Below are 21,163 nucleotides of genomic sequence, written 5' to 3' on the forward strand. Positions count from 1 at the left end.
TTTATAATAAATCCTATTTAAGAAGGTATGGTAAGTCTCGTTTTAAAGACTCCAATAAATCTTCATTTATAAAAAATTGTGCAAACTCTTCAGCTCTATTTTTATAAGCATATGCACAAATATACCTGTTTCTTCTAAGTAATTCTAAACTTTGTTCTAAAGCAACTTTTAAATCCTCATCACTATTGTTATAATACTCATATATAGCTTTTAAAGGTTCTTCATAATTTGTGTCTTTAAAAAACACAACATTGTCTTCTAAAAACTCAATTACATTTTCTTCATTTGACTTAATATTTAAAAAAGCATGTTTAATATCATCCATTCTTAAATCAAATTTATAACCCAATAAAAGAACCTCTTTAAAATTTAATATACTATTTTTTTGGAAATAGTATTGTAAAAGAAGTTTTAAATAATGTTCCTTTACATCATCTTCAAAGTTTTCTATATACTCCAAAACATATTCAACATCTTCAATCTTATCATCATCAAGTAAAGTTTTGTGTATCATACTAACTTGAGCTAAAATTTCATGTAATCTATCATTCATCTATTTCCCTTTTTGTATCTAGAGGTAATTTTATACTAAAACATGCACCTTTATAGGTTTTATTTTCATATTCTAATATATCATTTGTAACATCAATTTGTCCATTTAAATGTTTAACTATATTATTTGACATATAAAGACCTATTCCTGTACCATGATATCTGTGTTTTGTTGTAAAATATGGCTCAAATATTCTATCAATAATTTTTTCACTAATTCCACCACCACTATCTTTTACTTCTAAAATAATAAAATTTTTGTTTGCATGAAATTGAATAGCTATTATCTTCTTATTTTTATTTTTTATCAACTCATCAACAGCATTACTTAAGATATTTAATAGCACTTGAAGAAATTCATTTTCATAAGTAAATAGTTTCATATCTTCTATATCCAAAGTAAAAATTATTGAAAGTTGATTATAACGTGATTTAATAAGTTTTATAGCACTTTGAATTAAGTCTCTAATTTCAAAAAGATTTTTCTCTTTATCTGGTTTAAAAAAGTTTCTAAAATCATCAATTGTTTTTGATAAATATTGAACTTGGTCATGTATTGTATTTAATCCAGAACTTAACAGTTCTTTATCTAAAACACCTTGTTCATTTTGTAAAATCATGCCACTAGAAAGTACTGAAACTGCAGATAAAGGTTGTCTCCATTGATGGGCAATGTTTTCTATCATCTCACCCATTGCAGCCATTTTTGATTGTTTTTTCATCATTGTTTCATATTCAATCAACTCTTTTTTGGCTTTTGAGATCTCTTGTTGTAGTGTTCTATTGTACTCTTTTAATTTTGTATTTAATTCCTCTTTCTCTTTTTCTATCTCGATTCTCTCTCTAATATCTCTTGAGATTGCTGTAACAAAATCTGTATCTAAATAGTTTTTTAGATGTAAAGAGCTTTCAACTGGTATTTCAGTTCCATCTTTAGCCATATAAATACCAAAGGTAATTAAACTTTTTTTATCTTCTAACTTTCTAAAAATTTCAGCTATTTGTATTTTTTGGCTTCCCTCAAAAGGTCTTCTAATTTCACTGATTTTTTTACTTTTTAACTCTTCTAAACTATAACCTAAATTTTTACAAACCTTTTCATTTGCAAACTCAATCATCTCATTTTCTTTATTAATTAAAAAAATCATATCACTTGAAGAATTAATCAATTCAAAATATAAGTTTATTTTTTCTGTTCTTTCTAATCTATTAGTAATATCTTTTGAATAAGATATAACGTACTCTTTTGAATCAATAACTTTAAATTTTGAGACAACTTCTACAGGAAAATGTTCTCCTGATTTTTTTCTATGGGAAGTTTCAATAATATTTGATCCTGCAATCTCACTTTGTTTAAAACTATCTAAGGCATTTAAGTATTTATCTTTAGTATCAACTTTTACATCTACATCCCAAAGTTTCAATGTTAATAACTCTTCTAAACTATAACCTAAACACTCTAAAGCAGTATCATTTGCAAATACAAAATTTCCTTCTTTATCTATCCAGTATATTGCTTGATTTGATTGGGCAACTGAAGATTTTAAAATTTCATTACTATTTTTTTCTAAAAAATTGGTCATTATAAAAATATCTTTTCTCTAATTTGAAAGTGATTTTATTTAACTTAAAATTAAAAATAGTTAAATATTGCTATTATAAAACATCTAAACAAAGGTATTTTTATGATTAAGACCCCTTTTTTATCAACTGATGGAATTATTGAACTTTATGATGAAAACAAATTTTTAGGCATAGTTTTAATAGAAAGAGTTAATGAACCCCATGGTATGGCATTACCTGGAGGTTTTGTAGATATTGGAGAAAAAGTAGAAGATGCTTTAATAAGAGAGATGAAAGAGGAAACCTCTTTAGATGTTAAAATTATTAAACTTCAAAATATTTATTCTGATCCAAACAGAGACCCTAGATTTCATACTGTATCTGCTGTATATGTATGCAAAGCAAAAGGGACTCCAAAAGCTTGTGATGATGCAAAAGAGGTTTTTGTTTATAAAAGAGATGAAATCCCTTTAGAAAAACTAGTATTTGACCATAGAAAAATTGTTGAGGATTATCTAAAAAATAATCATATTAAATAAATATTAAAGATTATTGATTAAAATTCACCTTTTAAAAGGTATTTTATGAAATCACAAAATAAAGCATACAAGTATGCACTTATAGCAGTTTTTTTTTGGTCTACAGTTGCAGCTGTATTTAAAATTGCACTTTTAACTTTAAATCCAATAACTCTGCTTTTTTATGCATCTGTATCTTCTATGTTTATATTGTTCTTTATAATTGTTTTAAATAAACAAATAAAAGATGTGATTTTTTATATTAAAAATAACTTGAAACTAGTGTTACTTTTAGCATTAATCAATCCTTTTCTTTATTATTTAGTATTATTTCAAGCATATGATGCACTTCCAGCCCAAGAAGCACAAGTGATAAATTATACTTGGGCATTGATGTTGACTTTTCTTTCTGTAATTTTTTTAAAACAAAAATTAACTATAAATGATATAGTTGCTGGGATAATCTGTTATTTTGGTGTTTTAATTATTGCAACAAAAGGTGAACCTTTTAGTTTAAATTTCTCAAATTTAAATGGTGTATTCTTAGCTTTATTTTCTACAGTCTTATGGTCTATGTATTGGATAATAAATACAAAAAACAAAGTTGAACCTATAATTGGTGTATTTTCTAACTTTATAATTTCTGTTCCTATTATTGGCCTATATGGATATTTTACTGGCACATTACAAGAAGTGACTGAATTAAAAGGGCTTTTCGCAGCTATTTATGTAGGTTTTTTTGAGATGGGAATAACATTTCTTTTTTGGCTAAATGCCATGAAACATGCCCAATCTACTTCAAAAATTGCAAATTTGATTTTTATATCACCTTTTTTATCTTTAATATTTATTCACCTACTTTTAGGGGAAGAGATATATTACTCAACACTATTTGGTCTTATAACTATAATATTAGGACTAATAATTCAACAATTAAAAAATAAGTTTTCTTAATAGCTTTTTTGTTACTTTATGACACATAAATACAATTTATAAAAAACTATTTAGAAATTTATTTTTTTTGACTTATTTTTTCATAGGTACTATAATTGTGCAAGTATACAGTTTTTTTTAATTATTGCATAATAATTATACAAAATGAGAGTAAAAAATTAAGTTTCAACAAAGTTTTTATATGAAATAATTTTCTAAGTTTCAAAAGGTAGTACAAAAAGTATTACTAAAAAAACTTTATAGGGATTAAATCATTGGCTAAACTAAAAAATAAAAGATCTGTAATTCAGAAAGTTATTAGTAAACATGTTAAAGGTAAGAAAAAAGAGATATCTCAACTTACTATTAAAATTGATAGTCGTTTAGATGATGCCTTAATCATTTTAAGTAAAGATTTAAATATATCTAAAAATAGACTAATTGAAGATATACTTTTTGAAAGTGGCATATTAGAAGAAGTTGATGAAAACTACGTGGAGATAGATTAATGAATATTTTTCCAAAAAAAGAAGCAGTAATTGATGCGGTTTTAACGGGTATTGAAAATGCAAAAAACAACTACTCTTTCTGGACAGCAGATGAATTATATTTATCTTATGCCCCACCAAAATTTTTATCTATTCATGTAGCACAAGAGATTGCAAAATTAGATGCTGCACCAGAAATATTCATTGATGCAACAGTTTCAGATATCTTAAGATGTTCATTGTCAAACAGAGGTGCATTTAGAGAATTTATGAGAGAAAATTATATCATGGATAGAAATCTAAGTATAACTTTAGATGAAAGATTTGAACATAAAAGTGATAATGACTCAATTTCTAAAGTGATTATGTCTTTAAAAAATGGTGTTAGAAATGTTCAACAAGAGTATTTAGATGATATAGAACTAATGTGTAAAATACTTCAAAAAGATAATCTAAATGATACAACTTTAGATTATGCTATTTTTGGATTTTATTTAGATATATCTAGTAGTGCAAGAAAAAAAGCTCAAGTTAGACTTGATGCAATAATAGAATCTTTTGATAATATAGTTTCAAAATTTAATAATCTTAAATCAACTTTTAAAGGAGGGAAAATAAAGAAAATTGAAAAAGTTGGAGAATGGTGTATAGGATGTTACATCATTGAGCCATCGTTATAATCTTTAGGACAAAAAAGTAGGACAAAATTTAAGGAGTTAAAATATGAAAAAAATTGTAAAAGCATTAGCTTTAAGTGGAATTGTAACTTGCTCACTATTAGCAAGTGATGTTGTTAAGATTGGTGTACAAGCACCTATTACAGGTAAATATGCAAATGAAGGTCAAAGTATTGATAATTTTGTAAAATTATTAGTAAATGAAAAAAATGCCCAAGGTGGACTTTTAGGTAAAAAACTAGAAGTTGTAACTTGCGATGACGAAGCAAAAGCTCAAAAAGCAGCTGTTTGTGCAAAAAAACTAGTAAATGCAGGAGTTATAGCTGTAATTGGTTCATATACATCAGGAGCAACAGAAGCTGCTCAAACTACATATTATAGAAATAAAGTATTACAAACTAGTGATGGTACAAGTGATTCATTAATTGAGAAAAAATATTGGACTTTTTTTAGAAACTCATTTCCAAACTCTTCACAAAGTGACTTTACAGCAGATTACTTTGTAAATCAAAAAAAATATGAAAGAATTGTTGTTTTATCTGATTACTCTTCATACTCTGATGGATTAGGTACAGCTACTGAAGAATCTATTAAAAAAATTGGTGGAAATGTAATTTTCAGAGGTAAAATTAAATCAGGAACTCAAAACTTTACAGCAGTTTTAACAAAAATTAAAGCTATGAATCCAGATGTAATCTACTACTCAGGTTATTATACAGATGGTGGTCTTTTAAGAGCACAACAAATTCAATTAGGTATTAATGCTGATTTCGTTGGTGGGGATTCAAATGATAACCCAGATTTCTATAAATTAGCTGGTAAAGCATCTGAAGGAACTGTTATTATTAACTTCCCTACTCCAGAAATTTTACCTTATGAAGAAGCGAAAAAATATCTTGCAGCATATAAAAAAGAGTTTGGAATTAACCCTCCTTCAATTTGGCCTGTTACAAATGCTGATGGTTTAAGAGCAATTATGGCAGCAGTTGAAGAAACAAAATCATTTGATACTAAAACAATCTCTGATTATATTAGAAACGATATGAAAGACTTCCCAGGTATTACTGGACCATTTAACATTAGAGAAGATGGTGAAAGAGTTGGAGCTAAATTCGTAGTATATAAACTAAATAATAACGGTACAAAAGACGTTGTTGGTCAATAATAAATAAAACAAAGAGGTAATATGGATATTTTTCTTCAACAGTTAATTAATGGATTAACTATAGGAAGTCTATATGCATTAGTTGCTTTAGGTTATACAATGGTCTATGGGGTAATGAAGTTAATCAACTTCGCCCATGGAGACCTTGTAGCCTTTTCAGCTTATGTGGGGCTTACAATATTTACTCAATTTTTTGGAAGTAGTGCATCTTCTTTCATTAATATTATTATTATATTTTTACTTACTGCAATTATTGTAGCTTTTGTTGGTGTCCTTCTTGAGCGCCTAGCATATAGACCTTTAAGAACGGCACCAAGACTTAGTGCTGTAGTTTCTGCTTTAGGAGCAGCTTTAGTAATTCAAAATGGAATAATGTTAATTTGGGGACCAAATATGTTGATTTTCCCAGCTGACTTATTACCAAATACAACTTGGAATTTAGGTGGTGTGATTATTACATTTACTCAAGTTTGTATTTTAATACTTTCTGCTGTATTGATGATTGCACTTTTCTTTTTTATTAATAAAACGAAAATGGGAACTGCAATTAGAGCAACTGCAATAGATCAAGATGCAGCTAAACTTATGGGAATCAATGTAAACAAAGTTGTAATGATAATCTTCATCATAGGTTCAATGCTTGGAGCTATTGGTGGTTTATTTATTGGACTTTATTATAGAGCTTTAACATTTGATATGGGATGGCTTTATGGATTAAATGCTTTCATTGCAGCAATTATTGGTGGAATTGGTTCAATTCCAGGAGCAATGTTAGGTGGACTTTTACTAGGATTATTTAATGCACTAATTGCAGGATATATCTCAACAGAATGGGCAGAGACATTTACATTTATCTTGCTTATCATTATTCTAATAGTAAGACCAACTGGATTACTTGGTGAAAAAACAGCGGAGAAAGTATAATGAATAGAACTACTATAATAGCTGCTCTTTTTATCGCAGTGATGGCAATTTTTCCGTTTTTAGTTGACTCTGCTTGGTTATCAATTGGTATTACATTTTTAGTATTTGCTACAGTTGCATTTTCACAAGATATTATTCTTGGTCGTGCTGGTGTATTTAATATGGGACATGCAATTTTCTTTGGTATTGGAGCATATACAACTGCAATCTTAAATGTACAATTTGGATTTGAAATAATTGAAACACTTCCTTTTGCAATCATTTTCCCTGTTATTATTGCTATTTTATTAGCTGGCCCAATTATCCACTTAAGAGGTGACTATTTATTAGTTGCAACTATTGGATTTAATATTATTTTTGAACAAGTTTTAAAAAATGATATTTTTGGATTAACAGGTGGACCAAATGGTATTTTTGGTATTGATGTAGTTAGAATCTTTGGATATGAATTATGGTCAGATACTGCAATTTATTATATGGCATATGGGCTTTTAATTATTACACTATTAATAATTAGAAATCTTGATAATTCAAGATATGGTAGAGCTTTATACTATATCAACAAAGATGAGATTGCCGCAAAATCAATGGGTATTAATATCCCTTACTACAAACTATTTGCATTTGCTTTAGGTGCTGCTATTGCAGGTGCTGCAGGTTCTATTTTTGCAGTTCAATATTCAGCTGTTTCACCTGAATCTTTTAACTTTATGCAATCAGTTATGTTCTTTGCAATTGTACTTGTTGGTGGTTCTGCATCACTTCCTGGTGTAATTATTGGAACATTTGTGATGTTTGTATTACCAGAACTATTTACAGAGTTTAAAGAATCAAGATATTTAATTTTTGGTGCAGCTATGGTTCTTACAATGGTTCTTAGACCAAATGGTGTATGGCCAGCAAAATTTGGAAATATTCCAAAATTTTTAAGACCAAAAGAGGGAGCTAAATAATGAAATATGTTTTAGAAATAGAAAATGTATCTAAATTTTTTCATGGTTTAGTTGCAATTGATGATTTAACAATCAAAGTTAAACCTGGTCAAATTTATGGAATCATTGGTCCAAATGGTGCAGGTAAAACTACACTATTCAACTGCGTAACTGGTATTTATACTCCTGAAGAGGGAACTATTAAATATAAAGGTGAAAACATCACAGGTATGCAACCACATTTGATTGCACAAAGAGGTGTTCTAAGAACATTTCAAAATATCAGATTGTTTAAAGAGATGAGTGTAGCTGAAAATATCATGGCTGGATATCATACAAAATCAAAACAAAAATGGTATCACGCAATTATTCACACACCTGCATACAAAAAAGATGAAAGAGCAGCTTGGAAAAAAGTTGAAGAGTTAATGAAGTTTTTTAATCTAAGTCATTTAGCTACTCACCCAACTGGAGATTTATCTTATGGAAATCAAAGAAAAGTTGAGATGGCAAGAGCTCTTGCAGCTAATCCAGAACTTTTAATCTTAGATGAACCAGCAGCGGGATTAAATGAAAACGAAACAAAAGAGTTAACAGAGATAATCAGAAGTATCAGTAAAATGGATATTGGGATTATGATGATTGAGCATGATATGGAGATGGTTATGAACTTAACTGACTATATCACTGTAATCAATTTTGGGAAAGAGATTTCTCAAGGTGAGCCAAGTTTTGTTCAAGATGACCCAAGAGTTATTGAAGCTTATATTGGTTCAGATGACGATGAAGATGAGGAGCAGTAATGGTAAATAATGAAATTCTTTTAGAAGTAAAAGATTTAGAAGTAAGTTACGGAGCTATTGCTGCAATTAAAGGTATCTCACTTTATGTAAAAAAAGGTGAAGTTGTAACAATACTTGGTGCAAATGGTGCTGGTAAAACTACAACACTTAGAACAATTTCTGGGCTTCTAAAATCAAAATCTGGGCATATTATTTTTGATAAAAATGATATTACTAAAACAGAAGCACACGATATTGTATCTTTAGGTATGTCACATTCTCCTGAAGGAAGAAGAGTTTTTGGAACTTTAACAGTTGAAGAAAACCTTATGATGGGTGCTTATACACTAAAAGACCATGATAAAGAGACTTTAGAATGGATTTATGACATTTTACCAAGATTAAAGGAGAGGAGAAAACAGTTAGCAGGAACATTATCTGGTGGTGAGCAACAAATGCTTGCAATTGGTAGAGCAATTATGAGTAAACCAAAACTATTAATTTTGGACGAGCCTTCATTAGGACTTGCACCAATTTTAATTAAAGCAATTTTTAAAGCAGTAAAAGAGATTGCATTAAGTGGTGTTACAGTATTGCTAGTTGAACAAAATGCTAAAGCAGCTCTAAAACTAGCTGATAGAGCATATGTTTTGGAAGTAGGAAAAATTACCCATGAAGGTACAGCTGAAGAGTTGTTAAATTCAAAAACAATTCAAGAAGCATATCTAGGGAAAAAACATTAATTAAAAAGAAGAAAAATATCAAGTAGCTAGAGGGGTTTTACTTGGCGGTACACCCCTCTTAAAGCACATTTAAAAGCGTGCGCTTAAAGCTACTTAAAATTTGATTAAACTTTGATAAATTTTAAGAGGAAAGCATATGAAAAATGAAGAAACTATTATTCAATCAGCAATTGAATTAGCAGAAAAATGGCAAAACAGAGCAACTGAACTTGTAAGTGACTTTGACAGAGAGTTCTATGTGAAAATGAACAAAATGCTAGAACATCCAAAAGACAAAGCTCTTTTAATAGAGCTTATGGACCAATCTTTTAGATGTGATTCTTACGCAAGAGTTGCAGACCAAATCTGCTTTTTATTAGAAAAACACGGAATGGCACATTTCTTTACAACAAAAGATAGAATGCTTTTATGGTTATTCCAAAATATAGGTAAACACCTTCCTGGTTTATCTGTTCCAATGTTTATAGACCAAATTAGAGATGATACAAAAACAGTTGTACTAAAAGGTGAAAAAGAGCCTTTTAATAAACACCTTGAAATGAGGAAAAAAGAGGGAACTAGAATAAATATTAACCTTATTGGGGAAGTTGTTCTAGGAGAAGAAGAAGCAGAAGAAAGAATTGAAAAATATCTTGAAGCTTTAAAAAACCCAAATATTGATTATATCTCTATCAAGATTTCAACTATCTATTCTCAAATAAATGCACTAAATTTTGAAGATACTGTTGATGTATTAGTTAAAAAACTAACAAGAATCTATAAACAAGCAAAAAAATACCCATATATTGCTCCTGATGGAACAAAATCAAACAAATTTATAAACCTTGATATGGAAGAGTATAGAGATTTAGCTATTACTGTTGCTGTGTTTAAAAAGACTTTAGAGCAAGAAGAGTTTAAAGACTTCTATGCGGGTATAGTTCTTCAAGCTTATCTTCCAGATTCATTTAACTGGCAAAAAGATTTATGTGAATGGGCTAAAAAAAGAGTTGAAAATGGTGGAAGCCCTATCAAGTTTAGACTTGTGAAAGGTGCTAATATGGAGATGGAAGAAACAGAAGCTTCTCAAAAGCACTGGGAGATGGTTACATATACAGATAAAAGTGACACAGACTCAAATTATAAAAGAATGGCTAGATATGCCCTACTTCCAGAAAATGCTCCATTTATGCATATAGGTACAGCTTCACACAACCTATTTGAATTAGCTTTTGCTACACAATTAGCAAGTGAAAATGGTACAAGTGAATATCATACTTTAGAGATGCTTGAAGGTATGAGTGAAGCAGCTAGATTAGCTATTAGAGAGATCTCTAAAAATGTAATTCTTTATGCTCCAACAGCTGCAAAAGAGCAGTTTACAAATGCAATTGCTTATTTAGTTAGAAGACTTGATGAAAATACAGGTGATGATAACTTTATTAGATATTCATTTGGACTAAAAGTTGGAACACCAGATTGGAATATGCAAAAAGATTTATTTTTAAAATCATTTGAACATGAAGCTACATCTTTTGTTGGTGCAAAGAGACAACAAAATAGACTAACTGAAAAATGGGAAGATTTTACAACAACTTCTTATGATACAAAAGAGTACCATGCTGAAGCAGATACAGACTTCGTACTTCCTGCAAATCAAGAGTGGGCAAAAACTATTGTAAAAAAATGGAAGTTTGATAAAGATACAAACCATGATATCAAACCTATTATTGTTGCTGGAGAAGAGATTACTGAAGATAGAAAAGTAATGGAAGCAATTGATAAGTCTCAATTAGAAGATAATGTTCTTGCTGGTAAATTTGCTACTGCAAATGCTGATGATCTTAAAAAAGCAGTTGAAACAGCAAAAGCAGATGTTGATGGGTGGAGAGATTTAACTCATGAAGAGAGACACGCTGTATTAAAACAAGTAGCTATTAAAGTTAGAGAAAGAAGAGATGACTTAATAGGTGTTGCTGCTGCTGAAGTTGGTAAAGTATTTACTGAAACTGATGTTGAAGTTTCTGAAGCAGTTGACTTCTTAGAGTTTTATCCATATTCAGCTCACTACTTTGAAAAATATCAAAACCTTAAGTTCAAAGGAAAAGGTGTAGGTGTTGTTGTTCCACCATGGAACTTCCCTGTTGCGATTCCTTTAGGTGGTGTTGCTGCTACATTAGCTGCTGGTAATACAGTTATTATCAAACCAGCTTCAGTTGCAGCTCTAACTGCTTATGAGATGTGCAAATGTTTCTGGGATGCTGGAGTTTCTAAAAATGTATTACAATTTGTTCCTTGTCCAGGTGCACTTGCAGGTGAACACTTAATAGCAAACAAAGATGTAGATTTTGTAATCTTAACTGGTGGTGAAGATACAGCTGCAACTATGTTAAAAACAAGACCAGACTTATTCTTAACTGCTGAAACTGGTGGGAAAGATGCAACTATCGTAACAAGTATGGCAGATAGAGAACAAGCTGTTAAAAATATTTGTTTAAGTGCATTTAATAACTCAGGTCAAAAATGTTCAGCAACTTCACTTTTAGTTTTAGAAGAGGAAGTTTACAATGATGAAGCATTTAAAAAAGCTTTAATTGATACTGCAAAATCTATGAGTGTTGGTTCTGTTTGGGATTTCAAAAATAGAATTGGTACTTTAGCAAACCCTGTATCAGGAAACTTAGAAAAAGCAATCAACTCATTAGAGAAAAATGAAGAGTGGCTAGTTGCTCCTGAATATGCAGGGGAAAATCCATATATGTTAAAACCTGCAATTAAATGGGGAGTTGAAGAAGGAAACTTTATTCATAAAAATGAGCTTTTTGGTCCAGTATTAGCTGTAATGAAAGCAAAAGATTTAAAACATGCTGTTGATATTGTAAACTCAACAGGATATGGGTTAACTTCAGGTATTGAGTCTCTTGATGAAAGAGAAGTTGAATACTGGAAAGCAAATCTAAAAGCTGGTAACCTTTATGTAAATAGAGGAACAACTGGTGCTATTGTTTTAAGACAACCATTTGGTGGAATGGGTAAATCTGCAATTGGAGCAGGTAGAAAAGTTGGTATATTTAACTACATCACTCAGTTTGTTGAGTTTGAAGAGGTTTCTACACCAAAAGTATCTAAAACTTACAACACTGATTTAACTAGATTTATCCAAAGAGTTAAACAAAACAGTTCAAACAAAGAGCAATTTGAGATGTTAGAAGTTGCACTTCAATCTTATCTTGAAAACTATGATAATGAGTTTTCAAAAGCAAAAGATTATTGTGAAGTAAGAGGTGAAGACAACCACTTTAGATATTTACCATTAAAAAATGTTTTAATTAGAGTATCAAGTGATGATACAATTTTTGAAGTTGTTTCAAGAATCTTAGCAGCTAAAATTTCAGGAGTACATTATAGAATTTCAATTAATAATAATGATGAAATAAAATCATTCCTTGAAGAGAATAAAACTGATTTATTCAGTGGAAGAGATACTTTAGCGCAAGAAGATGATAATAAATTTATGCAATCAATTCCTAACTATGATAAAGTTATCTACTCTAACCTAGCAAAAGTTCCAGCTTTAGTGTTTGAAAAAGCTTCAGAAACTCTAACTTTTATTGTTAGACAAAAACCAATGATGGAGGGAAGACTAGAGCTTCTTAACTATTTCATTGAACAATCAATCTCGCACTCTTTCCATAGATATGGGAACATTGGTGCAAGAGGTATAAAATAAGAAGGAAATCCTTCTTATTTTATACAAATCACTACTATTTAGTCACTTTCCTACGATATATTTCAATTATATAATTTTTTACAGGACTTTTAATGGAAACTTGGGTTTTAGTTTTAGCTTGTGTAGCAATATTTATTTTTGCTTGGTATGTTCATGATAAGTATGTTCAAAGAAAACATCAGATTTTGGTTAATTATCCAATTATTGGTAGATTAAGATTTGTTTTTCAAGAGTTTAGGGAACCATTTAGGCAATACTTTGGTGATGAAAAGTTTTATGAATCAATGGATAAACTTGAGTGGGTTTATAGTGCCGCAAGAGATAAAGTAAATTTTGCTTCTTTTTCTCCTTCTCAACCTCTTCAAAAGCCAAAATTAATGTTAAAACATACTAATATTGTTTTAAATGATGATGAAGTTGAAAATGACTTTATAGTTACTTTTGGAGAGACAAGAGAAAAACCTTTTGTTTCAAACTCTATTATAGGAAGAGGTCCTATGAGTGATGGTTCTATTTCACCTGAAGGAACAAGAGCTTTTGTTTATGGAGCAAAAGAGGGAGATTTTCCTATTAATTCAGGGGAAGGTGGATTAACTTCAAACTTCTTTGTTACACACAATAACTATGACATAAAATATATGAAAGAGGTAAAAGGTAGCTCTTTTCAAGAAAGCTCTTTTAAACTATTTAAACTACTATTTAACAAACCTGTAGCAATAGACTTTTATAGAAAAATGGTTTTCTATAAAGACCCTGAAGCTGATACTTATGTATTTAATATGGATAAAGAGTGTTTTTATAGACCTGATTGGAATGTACCATTAGAACACTTTCCTGAAGATGTACCTGAAGATATGCCCGATGTAATTTTACAAATAAGCTCAGGATTATATGGTGTTAGAACTAAAGATGGTAAATTTGATATTGAAAGATATAAAAAGCAAATGCGTTTTTGTCGTATGACAGAGATAAAAATAGCCCAAGGGGCAAAACAAACAGGAGGAAAACTAATTGGGAAAAAAGTTACTCCTGCAATTGCCCATTATAGAAATATTGAACCATTTAAAGATGCTTTTTCTCCAAATAGATTTCCATATGCAAATACAAATGAAGAATTATTTGACTTCATTGCAAAACTACAAGAAGCTTCAGGAAAACCAGTAGGGATAAAAATAGTAATTTCAGATAATGAAAATATTGAACCAATTGCAAAAGAGATTAAAAGAAGAGTTGATTTGGGATTATCTTATCCTGATTATATCTCTATTGATGGTGGTAGTGGAGGAAGTGCTACAGCTCCCCTTGATATGATGGAAAGAATAGGAATGGATATAAGAGATGCCATTTATTTAGTAGATAAAATACTTAAAAAATATGGTATTAGAGATAAAGTAAAAATCTCAGCAAGTGGTAAAATATTAACTCCAGATGATGTAATTATTACTTTATGTATTGGTGCAGATTTTATCCAAATAGCAAGAGGGTTTATGATGAGTGCTGGATGTATTCGAGCTAGATATTGTTCAGGAGCAGGTAAACATCAGTGTCCTGTAGGTTTGGCTACACAAGATATCAAAAAAAGAAAACACTATTTTGTAAAAAAACATTCAGACTATATTAAAAACTATCATAATAATATTTTAAAAAGTATGAAAAGTTTACTCGCTGTTATGGGATTAAAAAATATTAATGAATTAGATAAAGATAAATTGATATTTTTAGATAAAGACTCAATTATTCACGACAATATTGAAAGTGTTTTTGAAAGAAGAGTATTTCAAAATACAGAAAATGCTGACTCAAAAGATACAATAAAATAAGAAGAATCACTCTCTTCTTATTTTACAAATTATACATATAACTGTTGATTTTATAAAATAATAATACTATAATATTTTGTTATTATAAAAATCAAGGTTAAAAATGCGTTTTTCCCTCTCAAAGTTTAATTTTTTAAATTTAGTTATTAGTACTTTATTATTTTCTATTATAACAGGTATTTTTGTATATAAATTTGCCGATGATTTTTATGATGATAGAGTAGAGACATACGAAAATAACTATATAAACTCAAATAAAGATTTAATAAAAAATGAAATTGAAAAAGTTATTAAAAGAGCTGAAGCTTTAAAAGAATTACAATATGCAAATAATAAATTAGTATTAAAAGAGAAGATTGATTATATACAAAGGGTACTTAGCAAAAAATATTCTTCAAAACAAAACATTGAAAAAATAATAAATGAAACAAAACCTACACTTGATTATTATAAGTGGGATAACAATACTGGATATATTTATATTTTTGATAAAAAAGGTAAAATTCTTTATCATGGAACCAACAAAAACCTAATTTCAAAAAATGTTTTAGATATTGCAAAAGATAATAGTGAATTTGTATCTTTCCTACAACAAACACTCTCTAAAGATGAAAATTATGGTAGTTATTTTTGGAATAAACCCCTAACAAATAAAAATGAACTCTTTGAAAAATATGTTTATATAAAATATAATGAAGAGCTTAAGATATATATAGCTGCTGGTGTATATAAAGATGAAATGGACAAAAAAACCATAAATACTTTTTTAAATGAATTAGAAGTGAATAGATTTGGAGAAAATGATTATGGCTATTTTTGGGTACTTAATACAAAAGCTACAATTCTTATGCATCCAATTGATACTGAATTAGAGAAAAGAGACTTAACAAATCTAAAAAGTTTCGATAATAAGATGTTTATTCAAGAGATAATAAAAAGAGCAAAAAAAGATGTAACAGGATATATAACTTATCATTGGAATAGACCTGATACCTTACAAGTAGATGAAAAAACCAGTTATTTTTATTATATTAAAGATTGGAATATTATCATAAATTCAGGATTTTATCTTGCAGAATTAAAAAAGTTCTTATCTGATGAAAAAATGAAATTAAAAGATTCATTAATTGAGTATTCTGAAAAAGTTTTATCAATACTTATTATTCTAACAATTTTCTCTATACTAATTGCTAAATTTATATCCTCAAGAATTGAAAAAATAGAAGATGAAAAAAATGAAAACTATAATCTGTTAGAACAATATAAAATGATTTTAGACCATACCTCAGTTGTTTCAAGAGCTGATATCAATGGAAAGATCCATTATGTAAATGATAACTTTGAAAAGATAAGTGGTTTTAAAAAAGAGGTTCTAATAAACAATAGTTATAGCATATTAAAACATCCAGATAACAATAAAAAACAGTATAAAGAGTTATGGCAAACAATAAAAGCAGGTAATATTTGGAAAGGTTTAATTAAAAATAGACGTAAAAATGGGGAAAGCTATTATAATAAAACAACTATATTTCCAATAAGAGATTCAAATGGAAAGATAGTAGAATTCATATCCTCTTCTACAGATGTGACAGAACTATTAGAAAATAGAACCAAACTAAATGATCTATTTAAAAATGACCCTTTAACAGGTTTAGGAAATAGAGTAAGTCTTATAAATAAACTTGCAACAGTTGATGAAGGAGTACTAGCTTTAATCAATATAGATAGATTTAAAGAGATAAATGATAGTTATAGTCATGAAATAGGTGATGAAGTAATCAAAACTTTTGCAAATAGATTATTTGATTTCTTTAGTGACAAAAATTGCATTTTATATAGAGTACAAGCTGATATTTTTGCTATATATTACCCTTATCAAGATATTGAAGTATTAAAAGAACTTGTAGAAAAATTTATGAAAGAAAAAGGTAAAGAAGCTTATTATGTAGAAAAAAATAAATTTATTGTTACATATACTTGTGGTTTAGCAACCAATAAAGAAAATCTTTTAACCTTTGCAGACATAGCTTTAAGTGAAGCAAAAAATAAGAAAATAAGAATTGCTGTATATAATAGTTCAATGAAAAGTGTGGAGCAATTTAAAAACAATATTTTATGGGTAGATAAACTATATAAAGCTTTAAGTGAAGATAGAATAATTGCCCACTATCAACCAATTTACAATTATCAAACTAAAAAAATTGAAAAATATGAAGCCTTAATGAGATTAATTGAAGATGATAAGATAATATATCCAAATGAATATCTAAGTATTGCAAAAAAGACAAGACTATATCCTGAGTTAACATATAAAATGGTTGAAAAAGTTATAAGTAAATTCTCAACTATAGAAAAAGAGTTCTCTTTAAACTTATGTGTTGAAGATTTAATGAATGATGAATTGATGTCTTTTATCTTTGATTTTGCCCAACAGAAAAAAGTGTTTAATAAAATGGTTTTAGAAATAGTTGAATCAGAAGAGATTGAAGATAGTGAACATATTACTAAACTTCTAAAAAGATTCAAAGATAAAGGGTGTAAAATAGCAATCGATGACTTTGGAAGTGGATATTCAAATTATGATTATTTGATTAAACTTCAAGTTGACTATATAAAAATTGATGGTTCAATTATTAAACATATTTTAGATGATACAAAAACACAAAATTTAGTTAAATCAATAGTAAGTTTTGCAAAAAAATCAGATATAAAGGTTATTGCAGAATTTGTTAGTTCTAAAGAGATTGACAGTTTGTTAAAAGAGTTAAATGTGGACTATGCTCAAGGTTTTTATTATGGAAAACCCTCAAAAGATTTAATCTGTCATCTATAAAATATAATTTGAAAGTGTGCTCCAACATATTTTTCTTTTTTATAAGAGAATGTTTTATTTTCAACTGTAATGGTTCCACGATACCTCTCTCTTATAATTTTATCACACATTGATAATCCTATCCCTGTACCAATTGTTGCATGTTTGGTAGTAAAATATGGTTCAAAAACTCTATTTAATATATTTTCTTCAATTCCACCTGCATTATCTAAAATAGAGATAATAAACTCATCATTATCTGTTTTTTTAGTTTTTATAAAAATAAGTCTTTTAGATTCTTTTTCATCTAGATTTTCAAGAGCATCAATTGCATTTTTCAATATATTAATTAAAACTTGTGATAACTCATTTATATTACCCAACATTGTTAAATCTTCAGTTATATCAACATCAACTTTTATTTGATTTACTTTTAATGAAGATTCCAAAAGAACTAAAGATTCATTTATTGAGTCAGATATTTTTATATTAGAGGGTTTCTTATCTACTTTTATAAAATTCCTAAAATCATCAATTGTTTTTGATAAATAATTAGCTTGAAGTAAAACCTTCCCAAGTGATGTATTAAGTTCTTTTTTCTCTATTTTTTCATCATATTCAATCTTTAAACTCAGTCCACTTACAATTGTAGTTATAATACTTAGAGGTTGTCTCCATTGATGTGCAATATTTCCAATCATTTCTCCCATTGAAACAAGTTTAGACTGCTCATAAGATAGTTTATCTCTTTTTTTTATCTCTTTTTGCTCTGCTAAAATCATCTCTTTTTGTTCTTGAATCTTTTTTTCAAGATTATTATTTAAATCTTTCAAATCAGATTCTGTCTTAATCATTCTATTTAAAGATGGTACTACTATAAGTATAACTTCAAGAAATATTGTTAATAAAGTACCAAATAAAATAAATAACTCTCTGTTTTTTAATTCATTTGTATACTTCTCACTCTCTTTTTCAAATCTATTTACAGCATAATCTAAAGTTGGTAAAAGTTTAAAAGAGTAATTTTGTATAGATTCAACAATAAACTTATTATTTAAATTCTCAAGAAAAGTTTCTAAAAGTGAAATATAATTTCTTACTCTAACATCTAAATTAAATTTTTCTTCAAAATATATATCTTTTATATCTTTACTTTCCGTATTATTTAAAAGAAATTCATGATCATGTTTCATTGTCAAAATTAATTCTTCTAAATGATTTATTAATTCCTTGTCTTCAGTTTCATAAACTCTTTTTACCATAAGAGTTGTTTTTTGAGATAACATTCTTTGTTTCCCACTAATATTTATTAGTTTTGCATATATCTCTTGAGTATTTATTAATTGATTCATTGTAAAAAAAGCAAAAAAAGCCCAAAATATTAATGAAGCAATTAGTATTGCATAAGTGATTTTTATATTTAATATTGTTTTCATGTTATACCTTAAACAATTATATACTAAAAAAACAATTAATTTAATTATATATTATATAAAAATTAGAAAATTTAACTTACTACTGTAATTTTATTTTTACCTTCATTTTTTGATTTATACATTGCATTATCTACTCTTAATAATAAGTTCTCTTTTGTATCTGTACTATTTACCATAGTTAAACCAAAACTTGCAGTAACATTGTAAGAGCATAAATTTGTTAATTCTAAATCATCCTCTATAGCTTTTCTAAGTTTCTCACATATTAATTTACTATCTTCTAAAGATGAATCTATTAAGGCAATAATAAACTCCTCTCCACCCCATCTTGCTATTAAATCTGTTTGTCTAATATTTTCATTTAAAACTGTTGCAATACGTTTTAGAACTTCATCACCTTTTTGATGACCTAATTTATCATTTATATTTTTAAAATTATCTATATCTAAAAATATCAAACCTATATCATTGTCCCTTCTTTTTTGAAGTAATATTTGTGCAGTTAGTTTTTCTTCAAATGTACGTCTATTTGGTATTTTTGTTAAAGAATCATAAGTTGAAAGATATTCAAGTTTTTTACTATAGTTTTTTATAATAAAAAATATAAATAAAGAGATGATAAAAGTAACTGATATAGAACCAAAAAGATTTAAATAAAATACCTTTTGTACATCTTGTGTAAAATCATCCAAATTTGCTTCTACAGTTAAATATAGATTTAATTCAGAAATATATTTTGTATTTAAAATATATTTATGCCCCTCTTTCTCATACTCTATAGTATTAGGTTTTTTTGATAAAATAAACTCTTTATAGTTTTTTAATACTTTATAATCATTAATATTTCTGTGTTTATTTATATTTCTTTCAGATAAAACAATTTTTCCATCTTCATTAAAAAATGTAACAATAAATTTATGTTTAAGCCTAAAAGATTTAAGTAAATCATCTATATATGAAATCTTTAATGCCACACCCGTTGCACCTAAAAAGTGATAGTTGTGGTCAAATATTTTATAATTTATAAACATAATCATATTGTTTGATAGATGCTCGTTAAAGTCTAAATTTATTTCATGCTTCTCTTCAATATTTTTAAATTGAAAATACCACTGGTTATTTTTATTTGTTTCATCTATCGTTTCAATAAAACCATTTTGTGTATAGTAATTTCTAGTTTTGTCTGATACTAAAAATGCATTAAACATATTATATTTATTTTTAATAGCTTCAAGATATCTTATGATTTTATCACTGTTCTTTTCTTCATTTACTAACCAATCTTGTACAAATGTATCATTTGCCATTAAAGAAGATACTAAATATGGTTGAATAATACTTTTTTGAATATCTGTATATATGTTATCTAAAGATAAAGGTAAAGATTGATTTTTTAACTGATTTTGTGCATTATTTAAAGACACTACATAATTTATTACAGAAATTGATACTGATAAAGCTATAAGTAAAGTAGTAATTATAAAAACAATTTTATATTTTGATTTTATTATCATATTCTCTCTTTTATATTTTTCTTATTGTAGCTATTTCTTGATTACAATCAATAATAATGATTTTATTTTTAGTTACAATAAAAGAAAAATTTAAGGAATCTAATGTTGCTCGATAAAAATGAACTACCTTTAGTATCAATGGAATTTATGAATGAAGTACACTTTGAGGACCTAGCTATTATAAATGAGCTGTATGAACTAGTTATAAAATATGAAAATGAAAAAAATATAGATAATGAAAACAAAATAAATAAAAAATATATGCAATGGTACAATCATACAGTAAAGCATTTTGAAGGGGAAGAGATAGAGATGCTTGAAAAAGGTTTTCCACCTTATCATATACATAAAGCAGAACATGAGAACTCATTAAATCTTATGAATCAAGTTTTTAAACAATGGCAAGAAACAAAAGATATTCAAATATTAAAACAATATTTAACAGGCGAATTACCAAAATGGTTAATAAATCATATTCAAACTATGGATACAGTAACTGCGATGTTTTTAAAAACGGGATTAAGTCCTTGTAGTGCACACTAAAAAAAGGAAGATTAGAGAAAGCGGTTAATCTTCCTTTTTAGAATTTACTTTG

General features: G+C 27.8%; 17 protein-coding genes. 13 read left to right on the forward strand and 4 right to left on the reverse strand.

Annotated features, from left to right (window positions below; all coding sequences use genetic code 11):
- Positions 1-13 precede the first annotated feature (13 nt).
- Complete coding sequence (locus tag ACKU3H_RS14725; RefSeq protein ID WP_320034629.1) at positions 14-553, reverse strand: hypothetical protein; 540 nt, start codon at positions 551-553, stop codon at positions 14-16.
- Positions 546-2,135, reverse strand: a complete 1,590-nt coding sequence (locus tag ACKU3H_RS14730) for a PAS domain-containing sensor histidine kinase (RefSeq protein ID WP_320034630.1) — start codon at positions 2,133-2,135, stop codon at positions 546-548. The genes ACKU3H_RS14725 and ACKU3H_RS14730 overlap by 8 nt, the downstream gene beginning before the upstream one ends.
- Positions 2,136-2,237: 102 nt before the next feature.
- Between ACKU3H_RS14730 and ACKU3H_RS14735 the strand changes: the two genes are divergently transcribed.
- The 12 genes from ACKU3H_RS14735 to ACKU3H_RS14790 all read left to right on the forward strand — a co-directional run bounded on the left by ACKU3H_RS14735 (position 2,238) and on the right by ACKU3H_RS14790 (position 17,639).
- Positions 2,238-2,654 carry an NUDIX hydrolase gene (locus tag ACKU3H_RS14735; RefSeq protein ID WP_320034631.1) on the forward strand — a complete coding sequence of 139 codons (417 nt, stop codon included), beginning with the start codon at positions 2,238-2,240 and terminating at the stop codon, positions 2,652-2,654.
- Between the two features lie 45 nt (positions 2,655-2,699).
- Positions 2,700-3,587, forward strand: a complete 888-nt coding sequence (locus ACKU3H_RS14740; protein WP_320034632.1) for a DMT family transporter — start codon at positions 2,700-2,702, stop codon at positions 3,585-3,587.
- 254 nt (positions 3,588-3,841) lie between these two features.
- Positions 3,842-4,075 (forward strand): hypothetical protein, encoded by a 234-nt coding sequence (locus ACKU3H_RS14745; RefSeq protein ID WP_320034633.1) that lies wholly within the window; start codon positions 3,842-3,844, stop codon positions 4,073-4,075.
- Positions 4,075-4,734, forward strand: coding sequence for a hypothetical protein (locus tag ACKU3H_RS14750; RefSeq protein WP_320034634.1), 660 nt, complete (start codon positions 4,075-4,077; stop codon positions 4,732-4,734). Before ACKU3H_RS14745 ends, ACKU3H_RS14750 begins: the two co-directional genes overlap by 1 nt.
- Before the next feature lie 43 nt (positions 4,735-4,777).
- Positions 4,778-5,896: a branched-chain amino acid ABC transporter substrate-binding protein gene (locus tag ACKU3H_RS14755; RefSeq protein WP_320034635.1), complete on the forward strand. Its 1,119-nt coding sequence runs from the start codon at positions 4,778-4,780 to the stop codon at positions 5,894-5,896.
- Positions 5,897-5,917: 21 nt separating this feature from the next.
- Positions 5,918-6,820: a branched-chain amino acid ABC transporter permease gene (locus tag ACKU3H_RS14760; RefSeq protein WP_320034636.1), complete on the forward strand. Its 903-nt coding sequence runs from the start codon at positions 5,918-5,920 to the stop codon at positions 6,818-6,820.
- The gene (locus ACKU3H_RS14765) at positions 6,820-7,773 is read left to right on the forward strand and encodes a branched-chain amino acid ABC transporter permease (RefSeq protein ID WP_320034637.1); all 954 of its coding nucleotides are present in this window, start codon (positions 6,820-6,822) and stop codon (positions 7,771-7,773) included. The genes ACKU3H_RS14760 and ACKU3H_RS14765 overlap by 1 nt, the downstream gene beginning before the upstream one ends.
- The gene (locus ACKU3H_RS14770) at positions 7,773-8,555 is read left to right on the forward strand and encodes an ABC transporter ATP-binding protein (RefSeq protein ID WP_320034638.1); all 783 of its coding nucleotides are present in this window, start codon (positions 7,773-7,775) and stop codon (positions 8,553-8,555) included. The genes ACKU3H_RS14765 and ACKU3H_RS14770 overlap by 1 nt, the downstream gene beginning before the upstream one ends.
- Positions 8,555-9,277, forward strand: coding sequence for an ABC transporter ATP-binding protein (locus ACKU3H_RS14775; RefSeq protein ID WP_320034639.1), 723 nt, complete (start codon positions 8,555-8,557; stop codon positions 9,275-9,277). The genes ACKU3H_RS14770 and ACKU3H_RS14775 overlap by 1 nt, the downstream gene beginning before the upstream one ends.
- A gap of 136 nt (positions 9,278-9,413) precedes the next feature.
- On the forward strand, positions 9,414-12,986 hold the full coding sequence (locus ACKU3H_RS14780; RefSeq protein WP_320034640.1) for a bifunctional proline dehydrogenase/L-glutamate gamma-semialdehyde dehydrogenase: 3,573 nt from the start codon (positions 9,414-9,416) through the stop codon (positions 12,984-12,986).
- A 92-nt stretch (positions 12,987-13,078) separates the two neighbouring features.
- The gene (locus ACKU3H_RS14785) at positions 13,079-14,806 is read left to right on the forward strand and encodes an FMN-binding glutamate synthase family protein (protein ID WP_320034641.1); all 1,728 of its coding nucleotides are present in this window, start codon (positions 13,079-13,081) and stop codon (positions 14,804-14,806) included.
- 103 nt (positions 14,807-14,909) lie between these two features.
- Positions 14,910-17,639, forward strand: coding sequence for an EAL domain-containing protein (locus ACKU3H_RS14790; protein ID WP_320034642.1), 2,730 nt, complete (start codon positions 14,910-14,912; stop codon positions 17,637-17,639).
- Here the strand turns inward: ACKU3H_RS14790 and ACKU3H_RS14795 are convergent.
- On the reverse strand, positions 17,630-19,054 hold the full coding sequence (locus ACKU3H_RS14795) for a HAMP domain-containing sensor histidine kinase (protein WP_320034643.1): 1,425 nt from the start codon (positions 19,052-19,054) through the stop codon (positions 17,630-17,632). The two genes, ACKU3H_RS14790 and ACKU3H_RS14795, sit on opposite strands and share 10 nt — an antisense overlap.
- Before the next feature lie 71 nt (positions 19,055-19,125).
- Positions 19,126-20,568 carry a sensor domain-containing diguanylate cyclase gene (locus ACKU3H_RS14800; protein ID WP_320034644.1) on the reverse strand — a complete coding sequence of 481 codons (1,443 nt, stop codon included), beginning with the start codon at positions 20,566-20,568 and terminating at the stop codon, positions 19,126-19,128.
- Positions 20,569-20,670: 102 nt separating this feature from the next.
- Between ACKU3H_RS14800 and ACKU3H_RS14805 the strand changes: the two genes are divergently transcribed.
- Complete coding sequence (locus tag ACKU3H_RS14805) at positions 20,671-21,111, forward strand: hemerythrin family protein (protein WP_320034645.1); 441 nt, start codon at positions 20,671-20,673, stop codon at positions 21,109-21,111.
- Positions 21,112-21,163 lie beyond the last annotated feature (52 nt).

The sequence above is a fragment of the Halarcobacter sp. genome (assembly GCF_963675975.1).
Lineage (GTDB): Bacteria > Campylobacterota > Campylobacteria > Campylobacterales > Arcobacteraceae > Halarcobacter.